This is a genomic window from Kytococcus schroeteri (genome assembly GCF_042433515.1).
Lineage (GTDB): Bacteria > Actinomycetota > Actinomycetes > Actinomycetales > Dermatophilaceae > Kytococcus > Kytococcus schroeteri.
The window spans coordinates 125649-145267 of the sequence record NZ_JBHLVH010000004.1; the positions used below are offsets into that span (position 1 = coordinate 125649).

Genomic DNA, 19619 nt, shown 5'->3' on the forward strand with positions numbered 1-19619 from the left:
CGGCCCCGACACAGTGCTCCCGTCCGACGTCCGCCGGGCGGGAGCGTCACGCTACTCCCAGAGGCTGGACGCCCACTGGGACCGTGGTCGGATGGCGTGGCCTCATTCCGTGGCCGGCGGAACCTCGTCCTCCCCGAGCGGACGCTGCTCGGTTGCAGTGCGCTGGGCGGAGTTCTGCCACGACCAGGCGTACTTCCCGTCGTCGCTGGCCAGACCGCCCTCTCCCAGGTCGAGGGGGCGGAAGGTGTCGACCATCACAGCCAGCTCGTCGAAGTACTCCACGCCGATGGAGTTCTCGTAGGCCCCGGGCTGGGGGCCGTGGGCGTGGCCGCCCGGGTGGAGGCTGATGGAGCCCTGCCGGATGCCACTGCCCTTGCGTGCCTCGTAGTCCCCGTCCACGTAGAACATGACCTCGTCGGAGTCCACGTTCGAGTGGTAGTAGGGCACCGGGATGCTCAGCGGGTGGTAGTCCACCTTGCGCGGCACGAAGTTGCACACCACGAAGTTGTGCCCCTCGAACACCTGGTGGGCGGGCGGCGGCTGGTGGACGCGGCCGGTGATCGGCTCGTAGTCGGCCACGTTGAACACGTAGGGGTAGAGGCAGCCGTCCCAGCCCACGACGTCCAGCGGGTGGAAGGGCAACGTGTGCACAGTGCCGCCCTGGCCGCCGGTGGAGTCCTCCCCCGTGGCGCGGTGGCGGATGTACACCTCGGTCTCGTCGTCGGCCGCGGCACCGATGTCCTCGGCCAGCAGCGGCCCCTCCGGTCCGCGCAGGTCGCGCTCGCAGTAGGGCGCGTGCTCCAGCAGCTGCCCGAACCGCGAGAGGTACCGCTTGGGCGGGCCGATGTGGCTGGAGGCCTCGATGGCGTAGACGCGCAGCGGCTCGGAGTAGCCCTCGTCGCCGGCGTCGCGCGGGATCCACCGGTGCGTGGTGGCGCGCGGCATCACCAGGTAGTCGCCCTGCCCCACCTCGAAGGCGCCCATGACGGTCTCCACGCGGGCGTTGCCGCGCTCCACGTACAGGCACTCGTCACCGATGGCGTTCCGGTACCAGGGGCTCGTGGTGTCGGCCACCACGTAGGACAGGCGCACGTCGGCGTTGCCCAGCAGCAGCCGTCGACCGGTCACCACGTCGACGCCCTCGGTGGGCTCGTCCCCGCCGAACAGGTCGTGGGGGCGCAGGTGGATCGGGCGCAGGGGGTGGTTGGGGGTCAGCGTGGCGTCGGGCAGGTCCCAGACGCGGGCGTCGCTGATGGTGGAGGGGATGTTGCGGTGGTAGAGCAGCGAGGAGTCCGACGAGAAGCCCTCCTCGCCCATGAGCTCCTCGTAGTACAGCCCGCCCTCGGGCGTCCGGTGCTGGGTGTGTCGCTTGGGGGGAACCGATCCGACGGAGCGGTAGTACGCCATGGCTCGACCTCCAGGTGATGGCGGCGGTGTGGGCGCACGCGGCAGTGACGTACGCCACGCGTACGTTAGCGTGCGCGGCATGGCGACCCCACCGGCGATGGAGCGACTCACCCGCGCGTTCGTGGACGACGCGGCGATCTTCCCCCCGGGGCTCTCACCCCTGCCCGATGCCGTCGCGCAGCACCGCGCCTGGCGCACCGCCCCGCTCGGCTCCCGCCTGGGACCGCTGCTGCTCTCGGTCGACGCCGTGGCGCAGCTCCCGCAAGTTCTCGCGGACTCCCCTGCCGCCCCCGACGCCGCTGCCCTCCCGGTGGGCATCGCCGCCCGCCCCGGTACCGGCACCGAGGCGGTCACCCGCGCCGTGGCCACGCTGCGCGGCCTCGGCGAGCAGGTGCGCCTCGAGGTGGTGGAGCGCGCCGCGGACGCCGACTGGCACGCCACGGCCGACCACGGCGTGGACCTTGCACTCGAGGCGCCCCGCGACCCAGCCACCCTGGAGTCCCTGCTCGACCGCCTGGCCGCCTCGGACCGCACTGGCGGGCCCCGGGTCGTGGCCAAGTGGCGCACCCAGGCCTCCCCGGCGGGCCCCGTCCCCACGCCGCAGGAGCTCGCCGGGTTCATCACCTCCTGCGTGGAGCGCGACGTGCCCTTCAAGCTCACCGGCGGCCTGCACCACGCCGTGGCGCGCACCGCGCCGGCCCAGTCCGGCGAGGGCACCGAGGAGATGCACGGCATGCTCAACGTCGTGGTGGCCACCCACGGCGCCCTCTGCGGACTGGGTCCCGACGACGTCGCCGCCGCGCTGGCCGAGCGCGACGCCCGCGCCGTGGCCGACACCGTGCTGGCGCTCGACTCCGGCGCCGTCGAGGGCGTGCGCGCCGCGTGGACCTCCTTCGGCTGCTGCGGCGTCACCGACCCGCTCACCGAGGCCGCCGAGCTCGGCGTGCTCGACCCCTCCACCATCGCCAGCACCCCCTCCCACCCCACCGACCACACCACCGACGAGGAGCCCGCATGACCGCCTGGCCCGACCTGCCCGCCGACCACCCCTTCGGCCCGCACAACCTGCCCTACGGCGCCTTCCTCACCCGCGACGCCGCGCAACCCCGGCTGGGCGTCCGCATCGGCGACGAGGTGCTGGACCTGCCGGCCGCCCTGCACGCCACGGGCGCGGACACCGGCGGCGCCTGGGCCGGCGCCCTGCAGGAGCCGACGCTCAACCGCCTGCTGGAGCTCGGCCACACCGCGTGGGCCGGCGCCCGCGAGTGGGTCACCGGCCTGTTCGCCGAGGGAGCCGACCCGGCCGTGGTGCGCCCCCACGTGCTGCCGCTGGGCCAGGTGGAGATGGTGCTGCCCTTCCGCCCGGCGGACTACGTGGACTTCTACGCCTCGGAGCACCACGCCACCAACGTGGGCCGCATCTTCCGCCCGGACCAGGCGGCGCTGACGCCCAACTGGAAGCACCTGCCCATCGGGTACCACGGGCGCTCCAGCACCATCGTGGTCTCGGGCACCGACGTGGTGCGTCCCTGCGGCCAGCGCAAGCCGAAGGACGCCGAGGTGCCCACCTTCGGCCCCAGCCAGCGTCTGGACATCGAGGCCGAGCTGGGCTTCCTCGTCGGTGGCCCGACGACCGTGGGCGAGCGCGTCTCCGTGGACGACGCGGCTGACCACCTCTTCGGTGTGATGCTCTTCAACGACTGGTCGGCGCGCGACCTCCAGGCCTGGGAGTACGTGCCGCTGGGCCCCTTCCTGGGCAAGTCGTTCGCCTCGTCGGTGGGCGCCTGGGTGGTGCCCATGGCGGCGCTGGAGCAGGCGCGCACCGAGCTCCCCACCCAGGACCCCGAGCCGCTGGAGTACCTGCGCGGTGACGGCAGCGGCCTGTTCGGTCTCGACATCGAGATGGAGGTGCGCCTCAACGACACAGTCGTCAGCCGCCCGCCCTACCGGGAGATGTACTGGTCGCCGGCGCAGATGCTCGCGCACATGACCGTCAACGGCGCTGCCCTCTCGGCCGCGGACGTGTTCGCCAGCGGCACCGTCTCCGGCGACGAGAAGGCCGAGCGCGGGTCGTTCCTCGAACTGTCCTGGAGCGGCCAGGAGCCGATGCGGCTCGAGGACGGCAGCGAGCGCTCCTTCCTCGAGGACGGTGACACGGTGACCATCACCGGCTGGGCGCCGGGACCGGACGGCTCCCGCATCGGGCTGGGTGAGGTGACCGGGACGATCCGCCCCGCCACCGAGCTGGGCTGACGCGCTGTCGTGCGGCTGTCGCCGCACTGCCGCAGCGGACCCCGGCGCCTCGGGCACCGGGGTCCGCACTTCCCGCCGGGGCCCGAGATCGATACGGTCGGAAACGTTCACACGTCCAGAATCATCTGAGGGGAGCAGGACATGGACAGCACGAAGACCTTCGCAGTGGGGACCGCGCTGCTGCTGGGGGCAGCACTCGCGACGCCGGCGTCCGCCGCACCGGACGACCGCACCTCCGGCCCGGACTGGGAGCCGCTGCCGATCACCTTCGAGGTCGGCGAGGCCGACGGCCAGGGCGAGCGCCCCTGGAGCGTCAGCGTCGACGGGGACGTCACCCAGCCCAAGAAGGGCGAGGACGGCCTGGCGACGCTGAACCTGCTGGTTACCGACTACAACAACAACGTCAACAACGACCACCCGGACCACGGGCCGAGCAGCCTCGGGATCCAGGACGACGGTCTGACCGGCTGCCAGGAGGGCACGCCGGGCAAGATGCCGTCGGGCCGGACCAGCGAGGACGAGTCCTTCCGGTGGGTGGTCGACGAGGAGTCCACCGAGGACAACCCGATCGTCGACCCCGAGTTCGCCCCGGGCCACTACGAGAAGACCCAGACGAGCAAGCTGTCGCCGGAGACCCGGGCCCTGGAGGTCGTCACGGTCACGTGCCCCACCGAGAGCGACTGGGGCTACATGTTCGGCAACAGCTTCTTCGTCCGCACCAGCGACACGGAGTTCACGCGGGTGGCCACCGTCGTGACCGAGGGCACCTTCCACGAGGGCGGCGAGAGCGTGTTCCACACCGTCGAGGGCTGGGAGTTCCTGGAGCAGCTCGAGAAGGAGGAGCGTCCGGACGGCATGAGCGACGCCGAGTGGGCGGACAAGCTCGTCGCCGAGGGCGTGGTGCCGGCCGACAAGCGCTGGTACGTGGCCAACGAGGAGCCTCCCGGTGAGGACGACGACGAGGGCCCGATCGTCGACACCGGTGTGGAGGCGGGCGACCAGTCCGCGGCGTTCGCTGCCGGCCTGGCCGGTGTGGCGCTGCTGGGCGCCGGTGGCGCCACGGTGGTGGCCGCCCGCCGTCGCTGACGCCCGCCTGACACCTGAATCGACGGGACCTCCGGAGTCACTGGACTCTCGGAGGTCCCGTCGTGACAGGTCACGTTCACAGTCCGCGCACAATCAGGCGCCGACGCCCGGCCCCGGCTTCCCCCTCCCCGTGAGGCGCTTAGGGTCGAAGGGTCCCGGCAGGGGGTCGGGACGTGACACAGAGGGGAAAACCATGAAGCGCACGACTCTTGCCGTCCTCGCCGTCGCCACCATGGGGGTGACCGCCCCGGTGCAGATGGCGCAGGCCGCGCCGAAGGAGCCCAAGCTCCCGGCGCCGTACGAGAACACCTTCTCCGTGGGCGAGGCAGGCTCCGACGGAACCCGGCCGTGGACCAGCACCACCCGGGGCGACTACCTCGAGCTGCCCTACGAAAAGGACGGGCTGGTGCACCGCGAGGTGCACGGGTTCGACCGGTGGAACAGCGTGACGAGCGTCTCCGCGAACGAGGAGGACCCGGGACGCCACCGTCTGGGCGTGCAGAACGACGACCAGACCGACTGGATCTTCCGCGGCTGCCCGGAGAACGCCGAACGTGCCGGGAAGTCCTCCTTCTCCTCCGAGGACGAGTCCTTCCACTGGGTGGTGGACCCGGACTACGACTTCTGGAACGACGACAGCGACGACCCCGTCCCGGGCTCGTACGTGAAGGACACCACCCATCGACTCGGCGAGGACGTCCGCTCGGTGTCGGTGGAGGCGACCGGGTGCATCCCCGACCCCGGCGAGTTCGACGGCACCTACGCGCACAACACGACCCACTTCCTGCGGACGGGTGAGGGCGAGTTCACCAAGGTGGGCACCTCGGTGTTGGGTTCGACAGCCAACGAGGGGGGCTACGGCATGGAGTTCCACGCCGAGCCCGACTGGGAGTTCCTGGAGCAGCTCGAACACGCGGTGCGCCCGGACGGACTCACCGACGCCCAGTGGGCCGACCAGCTCGTGGCCAAGGGCGTGGTGCCGGCCGACAAGCGCTGGTACGTGGCCAACGAGGAGCCCACCGAGGGCCCCATCGTAGACACCGGCTGGACCGCCCCCGAGCGCTCGCACGACACCACCGCCCTCGGCCTGGCCGGTCTGGCCCTCGTCGGCGCCGGCGGCCTCACCGTGGCCGGCGCCCGCCGCCGCTGACCGTCCCCACGGAATACCCCTCCGGGGTATGTGCGTTCTCGTCGGTGGCGCCACCCGGCGCCACCGACGAGAGGAGCACCCATGGCCACCACCGAGTACAACGTCACCGGCATGACCTGCGGGCACTGCGAGGCGTCCGTCCGCGAGGAGGTCTCCGAGGTGCCCGGCGTCGAGTCCGTCGAGGTGAGCCACGAGACCGGTCGGCTGACCGTCACCGGCGCCGACGACGTGTCCACCGATGCCGTGCTGGCCGCCGTCGAGGACGCCGGCTACCGGGCGCAGCGGGCCTGATGACCGCGCCCTCCCTCCCGCGCACGTCCGCCGTCGAGCTGGAGCTCGGCGGTATGACGTGCGCCTCGTGCGCCCACCGCATCGAGCGCAAGCTCAACAAGCTCGAGGGCGTGGAGGCGACCGTCAACTACGCCACGGAGAAGGCCTCGGTCACCGTACCCGAGGGGTACGACCCGGGCCTGCTGGTGGCCGAGGTGCAGAAGGCGGGCTACACGGCCACGCTGCCGGCGCTCCCACCGACCCCGGGAACCGACTCCCCCGGTGAGGCCTTCGACGGCTCCGAGCACGCCGACCACGAGCTCGACGCCCTGCGCCGTCGGGTGCTCGTGTGCGCGGTGCTGGCGGTGCCGGTGATCCTCATGGCGATGGTGCCGGCCCTGCAGTTCCGGAACTGGCAGTGGGCCTCGCTCACCCTGGCCGCGCCCGTGGTGGTGTGGGGCGCCTGGCCCTTCCACCGGGCCGCCTGGACCAACCTGCGCCACGGCGCGGCCACCATGGACACCCTCGTCTCGATGGGCACGCTCGCCGCCTTCGGCTGGTCGCTCTACGCGCTCTTTCTCGGCCATGCCGGCACGCCCGGCATGAAGCACCCCTTCGAGTTCACCATCGGGCACTCCGACGGCGCGGGGAACATCTACCTCGAGGCCGCCGCGGGCGTCACCCTGTTCATCCTGGCCGGACGCTACGTCGAGAAGCGCGCCAAGCGCCGGGCCGGCGCCGCGCTGCGCGCCCTGCTGGAGATGGGGGCCAAGGAGGTCTCCGTGCTGCGCGACGGGCGCGAGGTGACGGTCCCGGCCGGGGAGCTGCGCGCCGGCGAGGAGTTCGTGGTGCGCCCCGGGGAGAAGGTGGCCACCGACGGGACGGTCGTCTCCGGCACGTCCGCCGTGGACGCCTCCATGCTCACCGGCGAGTCCCTCCCCGTCGAGGTGGGCCCTGGCAGCGAGGTCACCGGCGCAACGGTGAACGCCGGTGGGCGCCTGGTGGTGCGCGCCACGCGCGTGGGCGCCGACACGCAACTGGCCCAGATGGCGCGGATGGTGGAGGACGCGCAGACCGGCAAGGCCGCCGTCCAGCGGCTGGCCGACCGGGTCTCCGGCGTGTTCGTGCCGGTCGTGGTGCTCATCGCCCTGGTCACGCTCGGGGGCTGGCTGCTGTCCGGTGCCGGTCCGACGGCCGCGTTCACCGCCGCGGTGGCGGTGCTCGTCATCGCCTGCCCGTGCGCCCTGGGCCTGGCCACGCCCACCGCCCTGCTCGTGGGCACCGGCCGCGGAGCGGAGTTGGGCATCCTCATCAAGGGCCCCGAGGTGCTGGAGTCGACCCGCACCGTGGACACCGTGGTGCTCGACAAGACCGGCACCGTGACCACCGGGCACATGACACTGGCCGAGGTGGTGCCCGCCGCCGGCGAGGACGCCGCGGAGGTGCTGCGCGTGGCCGGTGCGCTGGAGGACTCCTCGGAGCACCCCATCGCCCGTGCCGTGGCCGATGCGGCGCGCACCGCGGGCGACCTGCCCGCCGCCTCGGGGTTCGCGAACGTCGAGGGGCTCGGCGTCACCGGCACCGTGGAGGGCCGCACGGTGGTCGTCGGCCGCCCCACCCTGCTCGCCGAGCATCACATGACGCTCACCGCCGACCTGGCCCGGGCCGAGGCCGAGCACCTCCAGCGGGGTCGCACCGTGGTGGCCGTCGGCTGGGACGGCGCTCCCCGCGGCCTGCTCGTGGTGTCCGATGCCGTGAAGCCCACGAGCGCCGCCGCCGTGGCCCAGCTGAGGCGCCTCGGGCTCGAGCCGGTGCTGCTGACCGGGGACAACGCGGCCACCGCCCGCCAGGTGGCCGACGAGGTGGGGATCGACACCGTCATCGCCGACGTGCTGCCGCAGGAGAAGGTGGAGCAGGTCCGGCGCCTGCAGGAGCAGGGGCGCGTGGTGGCCATGGTCGGCGACGGCGTCAACGACGCCCCCGCCCTGGCACAGGCCGACCTGGGCCTGGCCATGGGCACCGGCACGGACGTCGCCATCGAGGCCGCGGACATCACGCTGGTGCGTGGCGACCTGCGCAGCGTGGTCGACGCCATCGGGATGGCGCGGCGCACGCTGGGCACCATCCGGTCCAATCTCTTCTGGGCGTTCGCCTACAACGTGGCCGCCATCCCCCTGGCCGCGGCGGGGATGCTCAACCCGATGCTGGCCGGTGCCGCCATGGCCCTGTCCAGCGTGTTCGTGGTCGGCAACAGCCTGCGGCTGCGGGGCTTCAGGGCGGAGGCGCGGTGAGCGCCGGCGAACGACCGGAGGAGCCCGTGGTCGCGGCCGCCGGCCCGGCCCACCCGGTGGAGCACGGTCACGTCCACGGATACGTGACGGACAAGGACGCCTACCTGCGCCGCCTGCGCCGCGTCGAGGGACAGGTCCGCGGCCTGGCCCGGATGGTGGAGGAGGACGCGTACTGCATCGACGTCCTCACGCAGGTGAGCGCGGTGAGCAGCGCCCTGGAGAAGGTCGCGCTCGGGCTGCTCGAGGACCACCTGCGCACCTGCGTGGTCGACGCCGCACGCGCCGGTGACGAGGAGGCCGAGGCTCTCGTGAGGGAGGCCTCGGCGGCCATCGCCCGGCTGGTCCGGTCGTGAACGAGCGCGCTCGACGCCTACGCTGGAGCCCTCGCACCCGTCCCCGACCCAGGAGCAGCATGCGTTCACTCCCCCGACCGATCCGCCGCGGCGCGGCGACCGCCGTCCTCGTGGGCACCGCCCTCGTCAGCCTGCAGAACGCGGCCCAGGCCGACCCCCGGGAGGTCAGCGGCGCCGGGGGGACCAACCCCCGGGTCACCCTGGAGGTGCACCCCGCGGCCGGCGGGCAGGGGCACGCGTGGGACGTCCGCTTCGACGGCGCGCACCTGCAGCCGGCGGACGGCAACCCCCGCATCGAGTGGGTGGTGGACACCTACGCACCGGCCACGGGCGCGATGCCGGTGACGGTGGCCGAGGGCGCGGTGGCCGACCCGGTCTGCCGTCCCGGTGCCGAGCGCGCCAGCGGGGACGAGGTCTCGTCGGACAGCCGCCACCTGGGCGGGCGCCGAATCCCCGCCGGCACCGACCGCGTGATGGTCTACGGGGCGTACTGCGCCCCCGACGGCCAGGTGCACCGCTTCGAGCTCGAGAGCGACGTGTCCACCGGCCGCGACGGGTCCGTGGACGTGCACTCCTACCCGGTGGTCGACGGCCCCGCCGACGGCCCGAACCCGCGTCCGGACGGCCCGCCGGTGGAGACCGGCTGGTCGGCGCCCGAGCAGGGCGGTCTGAGCTCCCGCGAGGCCGCTGCGGCCACGGGGCTGGCGCTGCTCACGGCCGGGGGCGTGCTCACCGCGAGGGGCCGCCGGGCAGGCGCCTGACCACATCGACGACGCGGCCCGGGGAGGACGTCCTCCCCGGGCCGCGTCGCGCACCGCCTCGGCGGATCAGAAGTTGCCGCGCAGCTCCTGCTCGCGCTCGATGGCCTCGAACAGCGCCTTGAAGTTGCCGATGCCGAAGCCGAGCGACCCGTGGCGCTCGATGAGCTCGAAGAACACGGTCGGACGGTCACCGGTGGGCTTGGTGAAGATCTGCAGCAGGTAGCCGTCCTCGTCGCGGTCCACCAGGATGCCGCGCTTCTGCAGCTCCTCGATGGGCACGCGCACCTCGCCGATGCGGGCACGCAGCTCCGGGTCCTCGTAGTAGGAGTCCGGGGTGGCCAGGAACTCCACGCCCTCGGCCACCATGCAGTCCACGGTGCGGATGATGTCGTTGGTGGCCAGGGCAAGGTGCTGGGCGCCGGGGCCACAGTAGAACTCGAGGTACTCGTCGATCTGCGACTTCTTCTTGGCGATGGCCGGCTCGTTGAGCGGGAACTTCACGCGGTGGTTGCCGTTGGCCACCACCTTGGACATGAGCGCGGAGTAGTCGGTGGCGATGTCGTCGCCCACGAACTCGGCCATGTCGGTGAAGCCCATGACGCGGTGGTAGAACTCCACCCACTCGTCCATCTTGCCCAGCTCCACGTTGCCCACGATGTGGTCCAGGGCCTGGAAGAGACGCTTGGGGGCCCCCTCGCGCTTGGTGAAGCTGCTGGAGCGCGGGTGGTAGCCGGGCAGGTAGACGCCGGCGTAGCGCTCACCGTCGACCACGCGCTGCACGAGGGTGTGCCGGGTCTCGCCGTAGGTGGCGATGGCACCCACGCGCACGGTGCCGTGCTCGTCGGTGAGGTCGGTGGGCTCCTGCAGCACGGTGGCGCCGGCGGAGCGCGCGTGCTCGATGCACTTGTCGACGTCCGGCACCTCCAGGGAGATGTCAACGACGCCGTCCCCGTGCTTGGCGTGGTGCTCGATGAGCGGGGACTTCGGGTCCACGGCGCCCTTGAGCACGAAGTTGATGTTGCCGGACTTCAGCACGAAGGCCTTGTGGTCGCGGTTGCCGTTCTCCGGGCCGGAGTAGGCGATGAGCTCCATGCCGAAGGCCGACTGGTAGAAGTGCGCGGCCTGCGTGGCGTTGCCGCAGACGAAGGTGATGGCGTCCCAGCCGGTCACCGGGAAGGGGTCGGCCGAGGAGTCGTACTCCACGAGGCCGACGAGCTTCTTCAGCTGCTCGACCGAGAGGTTCTCGGCCTGCTCCTGGTCGGTCAGGGCGGTGAGGGTGGTGTCAGTCATGCGCGCCAATGTGCCTCACGCCACACCCGATGGCAACGAACGTCGCCCGGACTGCACACAGAGCACACTCTGCGCGCTCGATGCCGTGTCAGACTGTGCACTCTGCACACCACCGTCGATACTCAAGGGCAGGGTGACCACATGGCGACCCACAGGCTGGACGATCTGGACAGGGCGATCATCCGCACCTTCACCGACGACCCGCACGTGGGCGTCCTCGCGGCCTCCCGCCAGCTCGGCGTGGCCCGCGGCACCGTCACCGCCCGCCTGGCCCGGCTGTCCGATTCGGGTGTCATCGCCTCGTGGGCGCCGCACCTGGACCCCGCGGCGCTCGGCCATCCCGTGACGGCCATGGTCACCCTGCAGATCCGCCAGGTGGCGGGGCACGACGCCGTGGTGGAGCACCTGGCCGGCATCCCGCAGGTGCTGGAGGTGCACACCATCACCGGTGACGGGGACCTCTTCGTGCGGGTGGTGGCTCGCAGCAACGCCGACCTGCAGGACGTGCTCGACGAGGTGACCGCCCACGAGCACGTGGTGCGCGCCTCCACGAACATCGCGCTGGCCACCCGCATCGCGCACCGCACCCTGCCGCTCGTGGGCTGAGGCACCCCGGGGCCGGCCGGATGCGGGAGGTCCGTCACTTCGCGCGGTCGTAGGACTCCACCACGGCCACCGACAGCGGGAAGTCCACGGCGCTGGACGGGAAGAGCAGCTCGCCGGCCGAGCGCGCGGCCTGCCGCACGTGCTCGGCCACCTCGTCGGCCAGGTCGGCCGGGGCGTGCACGATCACCTCGTCGTGCAGGAAGTACACCAGCTGGGGCCGCTCGTCGGCCGGCAGGTGCCGGTACCCGTCGTCGAGGCGGCGCCGCAGGTGCCCCATCCAGCACAGCGCCCACTCCGCGGCGGTGCCCTGCACCACGAAGTTGCGGGCGAAGCGCCCCCACTCCCGCGCCATCGACCGGGCGCGGCGCTCCACCTCGGCGGAGGCGCCCGGCTGCTGGGCGGCTTCCTGGGCGCGGTGCCACCGGCGTGGTGGCGGCGGGGAGGTGCGGCCCAGCCAGGTGGACACCGCCTCGCCCCGCTCCCCCGCCGCAGCGGCGGCGTCCACCAGTCCGATGGCCCGCGGGTACGCCCGCCGCAGCCGTGGCATGAGCGCCCCGGCCTCACCGGTGGTGGAGCCGTACATCGCACCGAGCATGGCCACCTTGGCGTGGTCGCGGGTGTCCACCACCCCGTCGTCCACCAGCGCCGCGTAGAGGTCACCGGCGGCTCCGGCCTCGGCCATCGCCGCGTCGCCGGCCATCGCGGCCAGGACGCGGGGCTCCAGCTGGGCGGCGTCGGCCACCACGAGACGCCACCCTGCATCGGCCCGCACGGCCGAGCGGATCTGCCGGGGCAGCTGCAGGGCCCCGCCCCCGCGGCTGGCCCACCGGCCGGTGACCACGCCGCCGGCCACCCAGTCGGGGCGGAAACGCTCCTCGCGCACCCAGTGACGCATCCAGGCCCACCCGTTGGCCGCGTGCAGCCGGCTGAGCGCCTTGTACTCCAGCAGGGGCTCGATGACGGGGTGGTCGATGCCGCGCAGCTCCCACTTGCGGGTGCTCGCGACGTCGAGTCCCGCGCGACGCAGGGCCGAGACCAGCGTGGTGGCCGAGTCCGGGTTCAGCGTCGGGGCGCCCAGCGCCCCGCGGATCTGCACGACGAGCTCGGCCATGCGGCGAGGTCGTCCACCGTGCCGGTCCCGCTCCCCCAGCAGGGCGGTGAGCTGCGCGTCGTGCACGGCGGTGCTGAAGGGAACCCCGGCGTGGTTGAGCTCCTGCGCGATGAGGCCCCCGGTGGACTCGGCGTGGCACAGCAGCGCCAGGCCGCCGGCGTCACGGGCGTCGGCCAAGGCCTCGCGCTGCGCCAGGTGCTCGGCCAGGCACTCCTCGAGGCTGGGGCCGCCCCCGGCCACGTCGAAGAGCGTCGCCTCGGTGTCCACCGGCGGGGCGGGGACCAGGGCGGCCTCGGCGCGCTGCGCGTCCCACTCCGTGGAGGGGGCCGCGGCGTACGGCGTGTGCGCCACCGCCCGCGCCCGGCGCAGCAGGGCCCGCTGCAGCCCCAGGTCCACGCCCCGCCGCACCCGCACCCCCGCCTCGAGCAGCGGCAGGTAGGTGGCCGCGGAGTCGGCCCACACCCATCGGTGGTCGGCCTCGCGCGCGGCCACCCAGGCGGGGAGCTCGGCCCACGGCAGACTCCACCGCTCCCCCGGCGCGTCCCCGTCGACGGCCACCACCTCGACGCGGTCGCCGGCGCGCGCCACGACGAGGTCCATGCCTCAGCGCTTGCCCACGAACCACCGGCGGATGGTCTCGATGCGCTGGGTCACCTGCTCCTGGGTGGCGGTCTCCAGGGCGGGCCCGCCGCACTGACGACGCAGGTCCATGTGCACGTTGGCGTGCGGCACGCCCTTCTTCTGCGCGTAGGCGCTCACCAGCTTGTTGAGCTCCTTGCGGGAGGCCTGCAGGGCCCGGTGCGCGGCGATCGGCTGATCGCCCTGCTCCTTCTGGGCCTTCCTGCCGCGCGCCGCCTGCTTGGCCTGCCGCTCGCGCAGCAGCTGCGTCATCTGCTCGGGCTCCAGCAGCCCGGGCAGGCCCAGGTACTCGGCCTCGTCCTCGCTGGCCACCTCCGAGCCCATGCCCCACTGCTGGGCGTCGAAGAGCACGTGGTCGAACTCCGCGGAGGACTCCAGCGCCTCGTAGCCCGGACCGAGCTCGTCGCTGAGGCGCTCGGACTGGTTGGCCCGGGCCAGCTCATCCTCCTCCGGCGCCCAGATGGCGTCCTCGCCGGAGGGGCCGGGGCGGTCCAGCGCGTGGTCGCGCTCGGCCTCGAGCTCAGCGGCCAGCGCCAGGACGGGCGTCACCGAGGGGAGGAAGATGCTGGCCGTCTCACCGCGCTTGCGGGTGCGCACGAAGCGCCCCACCGCCTGGGCGAAGAAGAGCGGCGTCTGCGTGCTCGTGGCGTAGACGCCCACGCACAGGCGCGGCACGTCCACTCCCTCGGAGACCATGCGTACCGCCACCAGCCAGCGGGAGTCGCCCTTGCTGTACTCCTCGATGCGGGAGCTCGCTCCGGCGTCGTCGGAGAGCACCACTGTGGGCTTCTCCCCGGTGAGGGCCTCCAGGTGGCGGGCGTAGGCGCGGGCGTTCTTCTGGTTGCTGGCGATGACCAGGCCACCGGCGTCCGGCACGTGGCGGCGCACCTCCGTCAGACGCTTGTCGGCGGCGCTCAGGACGGCCGGCACCCACTCCCCCTCGGGGTCCAGCGCGGTGCGCCATGCCTGGGCGGTGAGGTCCTTGGTGAGCGGCTCACCCAGGCGCGCGGCCACCTCGTCGCCGGCCTTGGTGCGCCACTTCATCGCACCGCCGTAGGCCATGAACAGCACGGGGCGCACCACGCCGTCGGTCAGCGCGTTGCGGTAGCCGTACGCGTAGTCGCTCGACGAGCGGCGGATGCCGTCGGCCCCCTCCTCGTAGCGCACGAACGGGATGGGGTTGGTGTCCGAACGGAAGGGGGTGCCGGTGAGTGAGAGGCGTCGCTCGGCGGGCGTGAACGCCTGCCGGATGGCGTCGCCCCAGCTGCGGGCGTCGCCGCCGTGGTGGATCTCGTCGAGGATCACCAGGGTGCGAGCCTCCTTGGTGCGCTGCTCGTGGAGGTCCGGGTCGGCGGCGATGCCCGCGTAGGTCATGGCGATGCCGTGGTAGTCGGCGCTGTGGGCCCGCTGGCTGTTGGTGAAGCGCGGGTCCAGGTGGATGCCCACGCGCGCGGCAGCATCGGCCCACTGGGTCTTGAGGTGCTCGGTGGGCGCCACCACGGTGATCTGGGTGACGGCCCCCTCGGCCAGCAGGTCGGCGGCCACCTTCAGGGCGAAGGTGGTCTTGCCGGCACCCGGCGTGGCGACCGCGAGGAAGTCACGGCCGCCCGCGGCGACGGTCTGCCGGTAGGCCTCGAGGGCTTCGGCCTGCCACGCGCGCAGCTTGGGGGCGGTGCCCCAGGCGGCGCGGTCGGGATAGGAGGGAGAGAGGTGGTCGGCTGCGGAGGTGCTCATCGACCGCCGGGCTCAGCTGCCGAAGCCCGCGCCGGAGCCACCCTGGCCGGAGCCCGAGCCGCCGTCCCCGCCGTCCTGCGGGTCACGCAGGCCCTCGTAGATCTCCTTGCAGACCGGGCAGACCGGGAAACGGTCCGGATTGCGGCCGGGCACCCAGATCTTGCCGCACAGGGCGGTGACGGGCTCGCCGCTCATGGCGCTCTCGAGGATCTTCTCCTTGCGCACGTAGTGGCTGAAGCGCTCGTGGTCGCCCGGCTCCATGGGAGCCGTCTGCTGCTCGGTGCGCTCCAGCAGACCCGTGGAGGTACCCGGGGAGGACAGGCCGCCCGGGTCGTCGGGCGTGCCCGGGTCCATCGGCTGGCTCATGGCCACCACCTCGGTGAGGGTGGTGGAGGCGTCCTGCGAGGGGGTCCGGGAGGTCCAAGGCATGTCGCCCATCGTACTGCCGGCCACCGACCGTCGGGCCGTCAGCACACGCACAGCGCCCCGACGGCCGGAGCCGTCGGGGCGCTGTCAGCAGGTGCTCGGTGCGGGGTGCGTGTCAGTCCTCGCGGCGGCCGCGGTGACCGCCGCCCCGGGAGCCGCCGCGGGAGCTGCCCTCACGACGGTCGCTGCCACCGCGGTAGCCACCCTGGCGGCCACGGCCGCCGAAGCCGCCACGCCCGCCGCCCGGGCCACCACGGCCCCCGCGGTGCGCGGGGCGCGGCGGGGCCAGCATGCGGCGCAGGCGTGCCTCGTCGATCGGCTCGCGCACCGAGCTGTCGGCGCCGGTGATGGCCGTCAGCTCGGCGGTTCCGGGCTGCATCGCCTCCGGGGAGGCGTCCACGCCCGCGGAGTCCATGAGCCGCTGCACGGAGCGCTTCTGGTGCGGCAGGGCCAGGGTCACCACCACGCCCTTGCCACCGGCGCGCGCGGTGCGCCCGGCACGGTGCAGGTAGTCCTTGTGGTCGGCCGGCGGGTCCACCTGCAGCACCAGCGAGACGTCGTCCACGTGGATGCCGCGGGCGGCCACGTCGGTGGCCACCAGCACGGGCAGCCCGCCGTCCTTGAAGGCCGCCAGCACACGGTTGCGCTGCGCCTGGTTGAGCCCACCGTGCAGGGCCGCGGCGAACACCCCGGCCTCGCGCAGCTGCAGGGCCACGCGGTCGGCCCCCAGCTTGGTGCGCACGAAGACCACGGTGCGGCCGTCGCGGGCGCTGATCTCGTTGGTGATCGGCTTCTTGTGCTGCGGCTGCACCAGGAACACACGGTGCTCCATGGTGGTCACGGCCGCCTGGGCGTCGTCGGTGGAGTGCGTCACCGGGTCCACCAGGTAGTTCTCCACCAGCTGGTCGATGCCGTGGTCCAGCGTGGCGCTGAACAGCATCCGCTGACCACCCGAGGGCATGAGGTCCATGATCTGGGTGACCTCGGGCAGGAAGCCCATCTCGGCCATGTGGTCGGCCTCGTCGAGCACGGCGATCTCCACGGCCGAGAGGTCCGCGGCGCCCTTCTCGATGAGGTCGATGAGGCGGCCGGGCGTGGCGATGAGTACGTCCAGCCCCCGCTCCAGGGCGGAGATCTGCGGCGGGTACGGCAGGCCGCCCGCCACCAGCTTGTGCTTGAGACCGGTCACGTGGCAGAAGGGCTGCAGCGCGTCCGAGACCTGCATGGCCAGCTCACGCGTGGGCGTGAGGATGACCGCGCGGGGCTTGTTGCGCTGCGCGCTGCCGCCCTGCAGGCGGGCGATGGTGGGCAGACCGAACGCGAGGGTCTTGCCCGATCCCGTGCGGCCACGGCCCAGCAGGTCACGACCGGCCAGCGAGTCCGGCAGCGTGGCGGCCTGGATGGGGAACGCGGTCTGGATGCCGTCGCGGGCCAGACGCTCCACGAGCACCGCGGGCACGCCCAGCTCGGCGAAGGTGGGGCCGGGCTTCTCCGCCGGGGCCTCCTCGGCCTGCACGCTCTCGGCCTGCGGGGCCTCGACCGCCGGCGCGACCTCGGGGGTCACCTCGGCGACGACACGCTCCTGCTGCACCGGCTCCGGCTGCTCGACACGCTCCGGGTGCCGGTCGCGCCGGCCGAAGCGGTCGTCACGGCGCGGCGGGCGGTCCTCCCACCGGCGCTGACGCTCCACGTGCGGCGAGCGCTCGTCGCGGCGGTCCCGCAGCGGGCGGGCACCACGCTGCTGGTCGCGGCGCGGGTGCTCGTGACGCGGCCCGCTGCGGCGGTCGTCGCGGTCGTACCCACCGCGGCGGTCGTCGCGGTCGCGGAAGCCACCGCGGCAGTCGTCACGCTGGAAGCGGTCGTCCTCGCGCCGCTGGTAGCGACCACCCCGGTCGTCGCGCCGGTCGTCCCGCCCGAAGCGGCGGTCGCCCCCACGGTCGTCGCGACCACGAAAACCATCACGACGCTCGTCCCGCTCGAAACGGTTCCCCCCGCGGTCCTCGCGGTGCGCGCCGCGGCGGCCGTCACGACGCTCGTCACGCCGGTCGAACCCGCCCCGCCGGTCCTCACGCCACTCGGCGGCCTCGGCGTCGCGCTGGGCGCGCTTGCGGTCCAGCTTCTTCTTGGTCGCCTTCTTGGCGGCCTTCGCGTCCTCCTTGAGGATGCGCTTGGCCTTCGCCTGGGCCTTCTGGGAGCTGGTCCAGCGCTGCTTGGCTCCGGTGCGGCGGGAACCGTTGCTCGGCATCAGTGGTCGACTCGCTGCGAGCCAGTGCGGGTGGGGATGTTCATGAGGGCAATCGCTTCCGTCTTGGGGCCGGGGGCCTGGGCGCGCTCGTCGGCCTCGACGGCACGGCTCACGGCCTCGGCCACCACCTTCGAGACGTCCTTGTGGAAGACGCTCGGGATGATGTAGGTCGGGTTGAGCTCGTCGGGGGTCACCACGTCGGCCAGCGCCTGGGCGGCCGCCAGCATCAGGTCGTCGGTGACGACCTCGCTGCGGGCGTCCAGAAGGCCGCGGAAGACGCCCGGGAACACGAGCACGTTGTTGATCTGGTTGGCGAAGTCGCTGCGGCCGGTGGCCACCACGGTGGCGTGCTTGGCGGCCTCGTGCGGGTCGACCTCGGGGGTCGGGTTGGCCATCGCGAACACGACGGCGTCGTCGTTCATGGTGGCGATGTCGTCGCCGGTGAGGATGTTGCCCGCGGAGACGCCGATGAACACGTCCGCCCCCTTGAGGGCGTCCTTGAGGGTGCCGCGGTGGCGCTCCGGGTTGGTGTGGTCGGCGATCCACTTGAGCTGCTCGTCGTCACCGTTCCTGATGTCGTCGCGCTCGGGGTTCACGATGCCGTTGATGTCGGCCACCGTCACGTGCTTGGCGCCGGCCTTCATGAGCAGGCGCATGATCGCCGTGCCGGCCGCGCCGGCACCGGACTGCACGATCTGCACGTCCTCGATCTTCTTGTCCACCACGCGCAGGGCGTTGGTGAGCGCGGCCACCAGCACGATGGCGGTTCCGTGCTGGTCGTCGTGGAAGACCGGGATGTCGAGCTCCTCGCGCAGGCGGCGCTCGATCTCGAAGCAGCGGGGTGCCGAGATGTCCTCCAGGTTGATGCCGGCGAAGGTCGGGGCGATGGCCTTCACGTGCGCCACGATCTCGTCCACCCCCTGCGCGTCCAGGCAGATGGGGAAGGCGTCCACGTCGGCGAAGCGCTTGAACAGGGCGGCCTTGCCCTCCATCACCGGCATCGCGGCCAGCGGGCCGATGTTGCCCAGGCCCAGCACGGCGGTGCCGTCGGTGACCACGGCCACGGTGTTGCGCTTGATGGTGAGGCGCCGGGCGTCCTCCGGGCGCTTGGCGATGGCCTGGCAGACGCGGGCCACACCGGGGGTGTAGACCAGCGAGAGGTCGTCGCGGTTGCGGATGGGGTGCTTGGGCTCGACGGTGATCTTGCCGCCGAGGTGCGCCAGGAAGGTGCGGTCCGAGATGCGCTCGATCTCCACGCCCCGCACGCCCTGCAGGGCATGGATGATCTCGTCGTTGTGGTCGGTGCTGGTGCCGGCCACCGTGAGGTCGATGGTGAGCGCCTCCGGGGTGGAGTCGCTGATGTCCAGGGCCGTGGTCATGCCACCGGCCTCGGCGACGGCGCTGGTCAGCTCGCCGATGGTGGTCGCTCGCGCAGGGGCGGACAGGCGGATGGTCAGGGCATTGGACGCCGAAGGCACAGCACTCATGTTCCCCATTGTGGCCCATGGACACCCGCCGCGGGCCCCGGCGGGTAGTCGCCGCGCACGGACGTTGCGAGGATCACCCCGAACCGGCGGCGTACGGCCAAATCCGTCCGCTACTGTGGCCGGCATGACAGTGACCACCCTCACGGACGAGACCTTCGAGAGCGCCCTCACCTCCGCGGACGTCGCGATCGTGATCCTCTCCGACGACTTCTGCGCGTCGTGCGGTTCCTACGGCGAGGTCGTGGAGACCGTGGCCGGCCGCCTGCAGGGGCAGGCCTCGTTCTTCCGGGTGACCCGCGAGTCGGCCCCCGAGGTCTTCGCCTCCAGCGGGGTCACCCAGGTGCCCACCACGGTGGTCTTCCGTGAGGGCATGCTGCTGCACCTGGACTCGGGCACGCACACCGAGGAGAACCTCGAGAAGCTCGTGCACCTCTTCGCCGAGGCCGACCTCGAGGAGATGCGCCACGCCGTCGAGGAGCAGGGCACCACCGTCATCGGGCAGGACTGACC

Annotated in this window: 17 protein-coding genes; 10 read left to right on the plus strand and 7 right to left on the minus strand. The window is 72.8% G+C overall.

The window, feature by feature from the left end; genetic code table 11:
- Positions 1–102: 102 nt before the first annotated feature.
- Positions 103–1407: a homogentisate 1,2-dioxygenase gene (locus ACFFHC_RS02345; protein WP_070705844.1), complete on the minus strand. Its 1305-nt coding sequence runs from the start codon at positions 1405–1407 to the stop codon at positions 103–105.
- Positions 1408–1486: 79 nt separating this feature from the next.
- On the opposite strand from ACFFHC_RS02345, the gene ACFFHC_RS02350 reads away from it, so the two are divergent.
- From ACFFHC_RS02350 to ACFFHC_RS02385, 8 genes are all read left to right on the plus strand, one after another.
- Positions 1487–2425, plus strand: coding sequence for a hypothetical protein (locus tag ACFFHC_RS02350; RefSeq protein WP_379802717.1), 939 nt, complete (start codon positions 1487–1489; stop codon positions 2423–2425).
- The gene (fahA, locus tag ACFFHC_RS02355; protein WP_379802720.1) at positions 2422–3660 is read left to right on the plus strand and encodes a fumarylacetoacetase; all 1239 of its coding nucleotides are present in this window, start codon (positions 2422–2424) and stop codon (positions 3658–3660) included. Before ACFFHC_RS02350 ends, fahA begins: the two co-directional genes overlap by 4 nt.
- A gap of 141 nt (positions 3661–3801) precedes the next feature.
- Positions 3802–4746, plus strand: a complete 945-nt coding sequence (locus ACFFHC_RS02360; protein WP_379802722.1) for a hypothetical protein — start codon at positions 3802–3804, stop codon at positions 4744–4746.
- Between the two features lie 193 nt (positions 4747–4939).
- Positions 4940–5896 carry a hypothetical protein gene (locus tag ACFFHC_RS02365; protein WP_070705719.1) on the plus strand — a complete coding sequence of 319 codons (957 nt, stop codon included), beginning with the start codon at positions 4940–4942 and terminating at the stop codon, positions 5894–5896.
- An 81-nt stretch (positions 5897–5977) separates the two neighbouring features.
- The gene (locus ACFFHC_RS02370) at positions 5978–6187 is read left to right on the plus strand and encodes a heavy-metal-associated domain-containing protein (protein WP_070705718.1); all 210 of its coding nucleotides are present in this window, start codon (positions 5978–5980) and stop codon (positions 6185–6187) included.
- Entirely contained in the window at positions 6187–8457 is a 2271-nt protein-coding gene (locus tag ACFFHC_RS02375) for a heavy metal translocating P-type ATPase (RefSeq protein ID WP_070705717.1), read from the plus strand. Before ACFFHC_RS02370 ends, ACFFHC_RS02375 begins: the two co-directional genes overlap by 1 nt.
- Before the next feature lie 26 nt (positions 8458–8483).
- On the plus strand, positions 8484–8810 hold the full coding sequence (locus tag ACFFHC_RS02380) for a metal-sensitive transcriptional regulator (protein ID WP_070705721.1): 327 nt from the start codon (positions 8484–8486) through the stop codon (positions 8808–8810).
- Positions 8811–8869: 59 nt separating this feature from the next.
- Positions 8870–9571 carry a hypothetical protein gene (locus ACFFHC_RS02385; RefSeq protein ID WP_070705716.1) on the plus strand — a complete coding sequence of 234 codons (702 nt, stop codon included), beginning with the start codon at positions 8870–8872 and terminating at the stop codon, positions 9569–9571.
- Between the two features lie 66 nt (positions 9572–9637).
- Here ACFFHC_RS02385 and hppD read toward each other — a convergent pair whose 3' ends face one another.
- Positions 9638–10861 carry a 4-hydroxyphenylpyruvate dioxygenase gene (hppD, locus tag ACFFHC_RS02390; protein WP_070704351.1) on the minus strand — a complete coding sequence of 408 codons (1224 nt, stop codon included), beginning with the start codon at positions 10859–10861 and terminating at the stop codon, positions 9638–9640.
- Between the two features lie 141 nt (positions 10862–11002).
- Here hppD and ACFFHC_RS02395 point away from each other — a divergent pair, with 141 nt between their 5' ends.
- Complete coding sequence (locus ACFFHC_RS02395; RefSeq protein WP_070704348.1) at positions 11003–11467, plus strand: Lrp/AsnC family transcriptional regulator; 465 nt, start codon at positions 11003–11005, stop codon at positions 11465–11467.
- A 34-nt stretch (positions 11468–11501) separates the two neighbouring features.
- Here ACFFHC_RS02395 and ACFFHC_RS02400 read toward each other — a convergent pair whose 3' ends face one another.
- From ACFFHC_RS02400 to ACFFHC_RS02420, 5 genes are all read right to left on the minus strand, one after another.
- Positions 11502–13178: a bifunctional 3'-5' exonuclease/DNA polymerase gene (locus tag ACFFHC_RS02400; protein ID WP_379802729.1), complete on the minus strand. Its 1677-nt coding sequence runs from the start codon at positions 13176–13178 to the stop codon at positions 11502–11504.
- Between the two features lie 3 nt (positions 13179–13181).
- Positions 13182–14951 (minus strand): DEAD/DEAH box helicase, encoded by a 1770-nt coding sequence (locus ACFFHC_RS02405; protein WP_101849405.1) that lies wholly within the window; start codon positions 14949–14951, stop codon positions 13182–13184.
- Positions 14952–14963: 12 nt separating this feature from the next.
- A complete protein-coding gene (locus ACFFHC_RS02410; protein WP_083323516.1) occupies positions 14964–15380 on the minus strand; it encodes a DUF3039 domain-containing protein in 417 nt (138 codons plus the stop codon).
- A 112-nt stretch (positions 15381–15492) separates the two neighbouring features.
- A complete protein-coding gene (locus tag ACFFHC_RS02415; protein ID WP_379802732.1) occupies positions 15493–17622 on the minus strand; it encodes a DEAD/DEAH box helicase in 2130 nt (709 codons plus the stop codon).
- Positions 17622–19109 (minus strand): NAD-dependent malic enzyme, encoded by a 1488-nt coding sequence (locus ACFFHC_RS02420; RefSeq protein ID WP_070705184.1) that lies wholly within the window; start codon positions 19107–19109, stop codon positions 17622–17624. Before ACFFHC_RS02420 ends, ACFFHC_RS02415 begins: the two co-directional genes overlap by 1 nt.
- 124 nt (positions 19110–19233) lie before the next feature.
- Between ACFFHC_RS02420 and ACFFHC_RS02425 the strand changes: the two genes are divergently transcribed.
- A complete protein-coding gene (locus tag ACFFHC_RS02425) occupies positions 19234–19617 on the plus strand; it encodes a thioredoxin family protein (RefSeq protein WP_070705176.1) in 384 nt (127 codons plus the stop codon).
- The last annotated feature ends 2 nt before the right edge of the window (positions 19618–19619 follow it).

What these genes read in the sequence shown, in the direction of transcription:
- ACFFHC_RS02345 (WP_070705844.1), bottom strand. Translation starts at nt 1,407, where the DNA reads ATGGCGTACTACCGCTCCGTCGGATCGGTTCCCCCCAAGCGACACACC.
- ACFFHC_RS02350 (WP_379802717.1), top strand. Translation starts at nt 1,487, where the DNA reads ATGGCGACCCCACCGGCGATGGAGCGACTCACCCGCGCGTTCGTGGAC.
- fahA (WP_379802720.1), top strand. Translation starts at nt 2,422, where the DNA reads ATGACCGCCTGGCCCGACCTGCCCGCCGACCACCCCTTCGGCCCGCAC.
- ACFFHC_RS02360 (WP_379802722.1), top strand. Translation starts at nt 3,802, where the DNA reads ATGGACAGCACGAAGACCTTCGCAGTGGGGACCGCGCTGCTGCTGGGG.
- ACFFHC_RS02365 (WP_070705719.1), top strand. Translation starts at nt 4,940, where the DNA reads ATGAAGCGCACGACTCTTGCCGTCCTCGCCGTCGCCACCATGGGGGTG.
- ACFFHC_RS02370 (WP_070705718.1), top strand. Translation starts at nt 5,978, where the DNA reads ATGGCCACCACCGAGTACAACGTCACCGGCATGACCTGCGGGCACTGC.
- ACFFHC_RS02375 (WP_070705717.1), top strand. Translation starts at nt 6,187, where the DNA reads ATGACCGCGCCCTCCCTCCCGCGCACGTCCGCCGTCGAGCTGGAGCTC.
- ACFFHC_RS02385 (WP_070705716.1), top strand. Translation starts at nt 8,870, where the DNA reads ATGCGTTCACTCCCCCGACCGATCCGCCGCGGCGCGGCGACCGCCGTC.
- hppD (WP_070704351.1), bottom strand. Translation starts at nt 10,861, where the DNA reads ATGACTGACACCACCCTCACCGCCCTGACCGACCAGGAGCAGGCCGAG.
- ACFFHC_RS02395 (WP_070704348.1), top strand. Translation starts at nt 11,003, where the DNA reads ATGGCGACCCACAGGCTGGACGATCTGGACAGGGCGATCATCCGCACC.
- ACFFHC_RS02400 (WP_379802729.1), bottom strand. Translation starts at nt 13,178, where the DNA reads ATGGACCTCGTCGTGGCGCGCGCCGGCGACCGCGTCGAGGTGGTGGCC.
- ACFFHC_RS02405 (WP_101849405.1), bottom strand. Translation starts at nt 14,951, where the DNA reads ATGAGCACCTCCGCAGCCGACCACCTCTCTCCCTCCTATCCCGACCGC.
- ACFFHC_RS02410 (WP_083323516.1), bottom strand. Translation starts at nt 15,380, where the DNA reads ATGCCTTGGACCTCCCGGACCCCCTCGCAGGACGCCTCCACCACCCTC.
- ACFFHC_RS02415 (WP_379802732.1), bottom strand. Translation starts at nt 17,622, where the DNA reads ATGCCGAGCAACGGTTCCCGCCGCACCGGAGCCAAGCAGCGCTGGACC.
- ACFFHC_RS02420 (WP_070705184.1), bottom strand. Translation starts at nt 19,109, where the DNA reads ATGAGTGCTGTGCCTTCGGCGTCCAATGCCCTGACCATCCGCCTGTCC.
- ACFFHC_RS02425 (WP_070705176.1), top strand. Translation starts at nt 19,234, where the DNA reads ATGACAGTGACCACCCTCACGGACGAGACCTTCGAGAGCGCCCTCACC.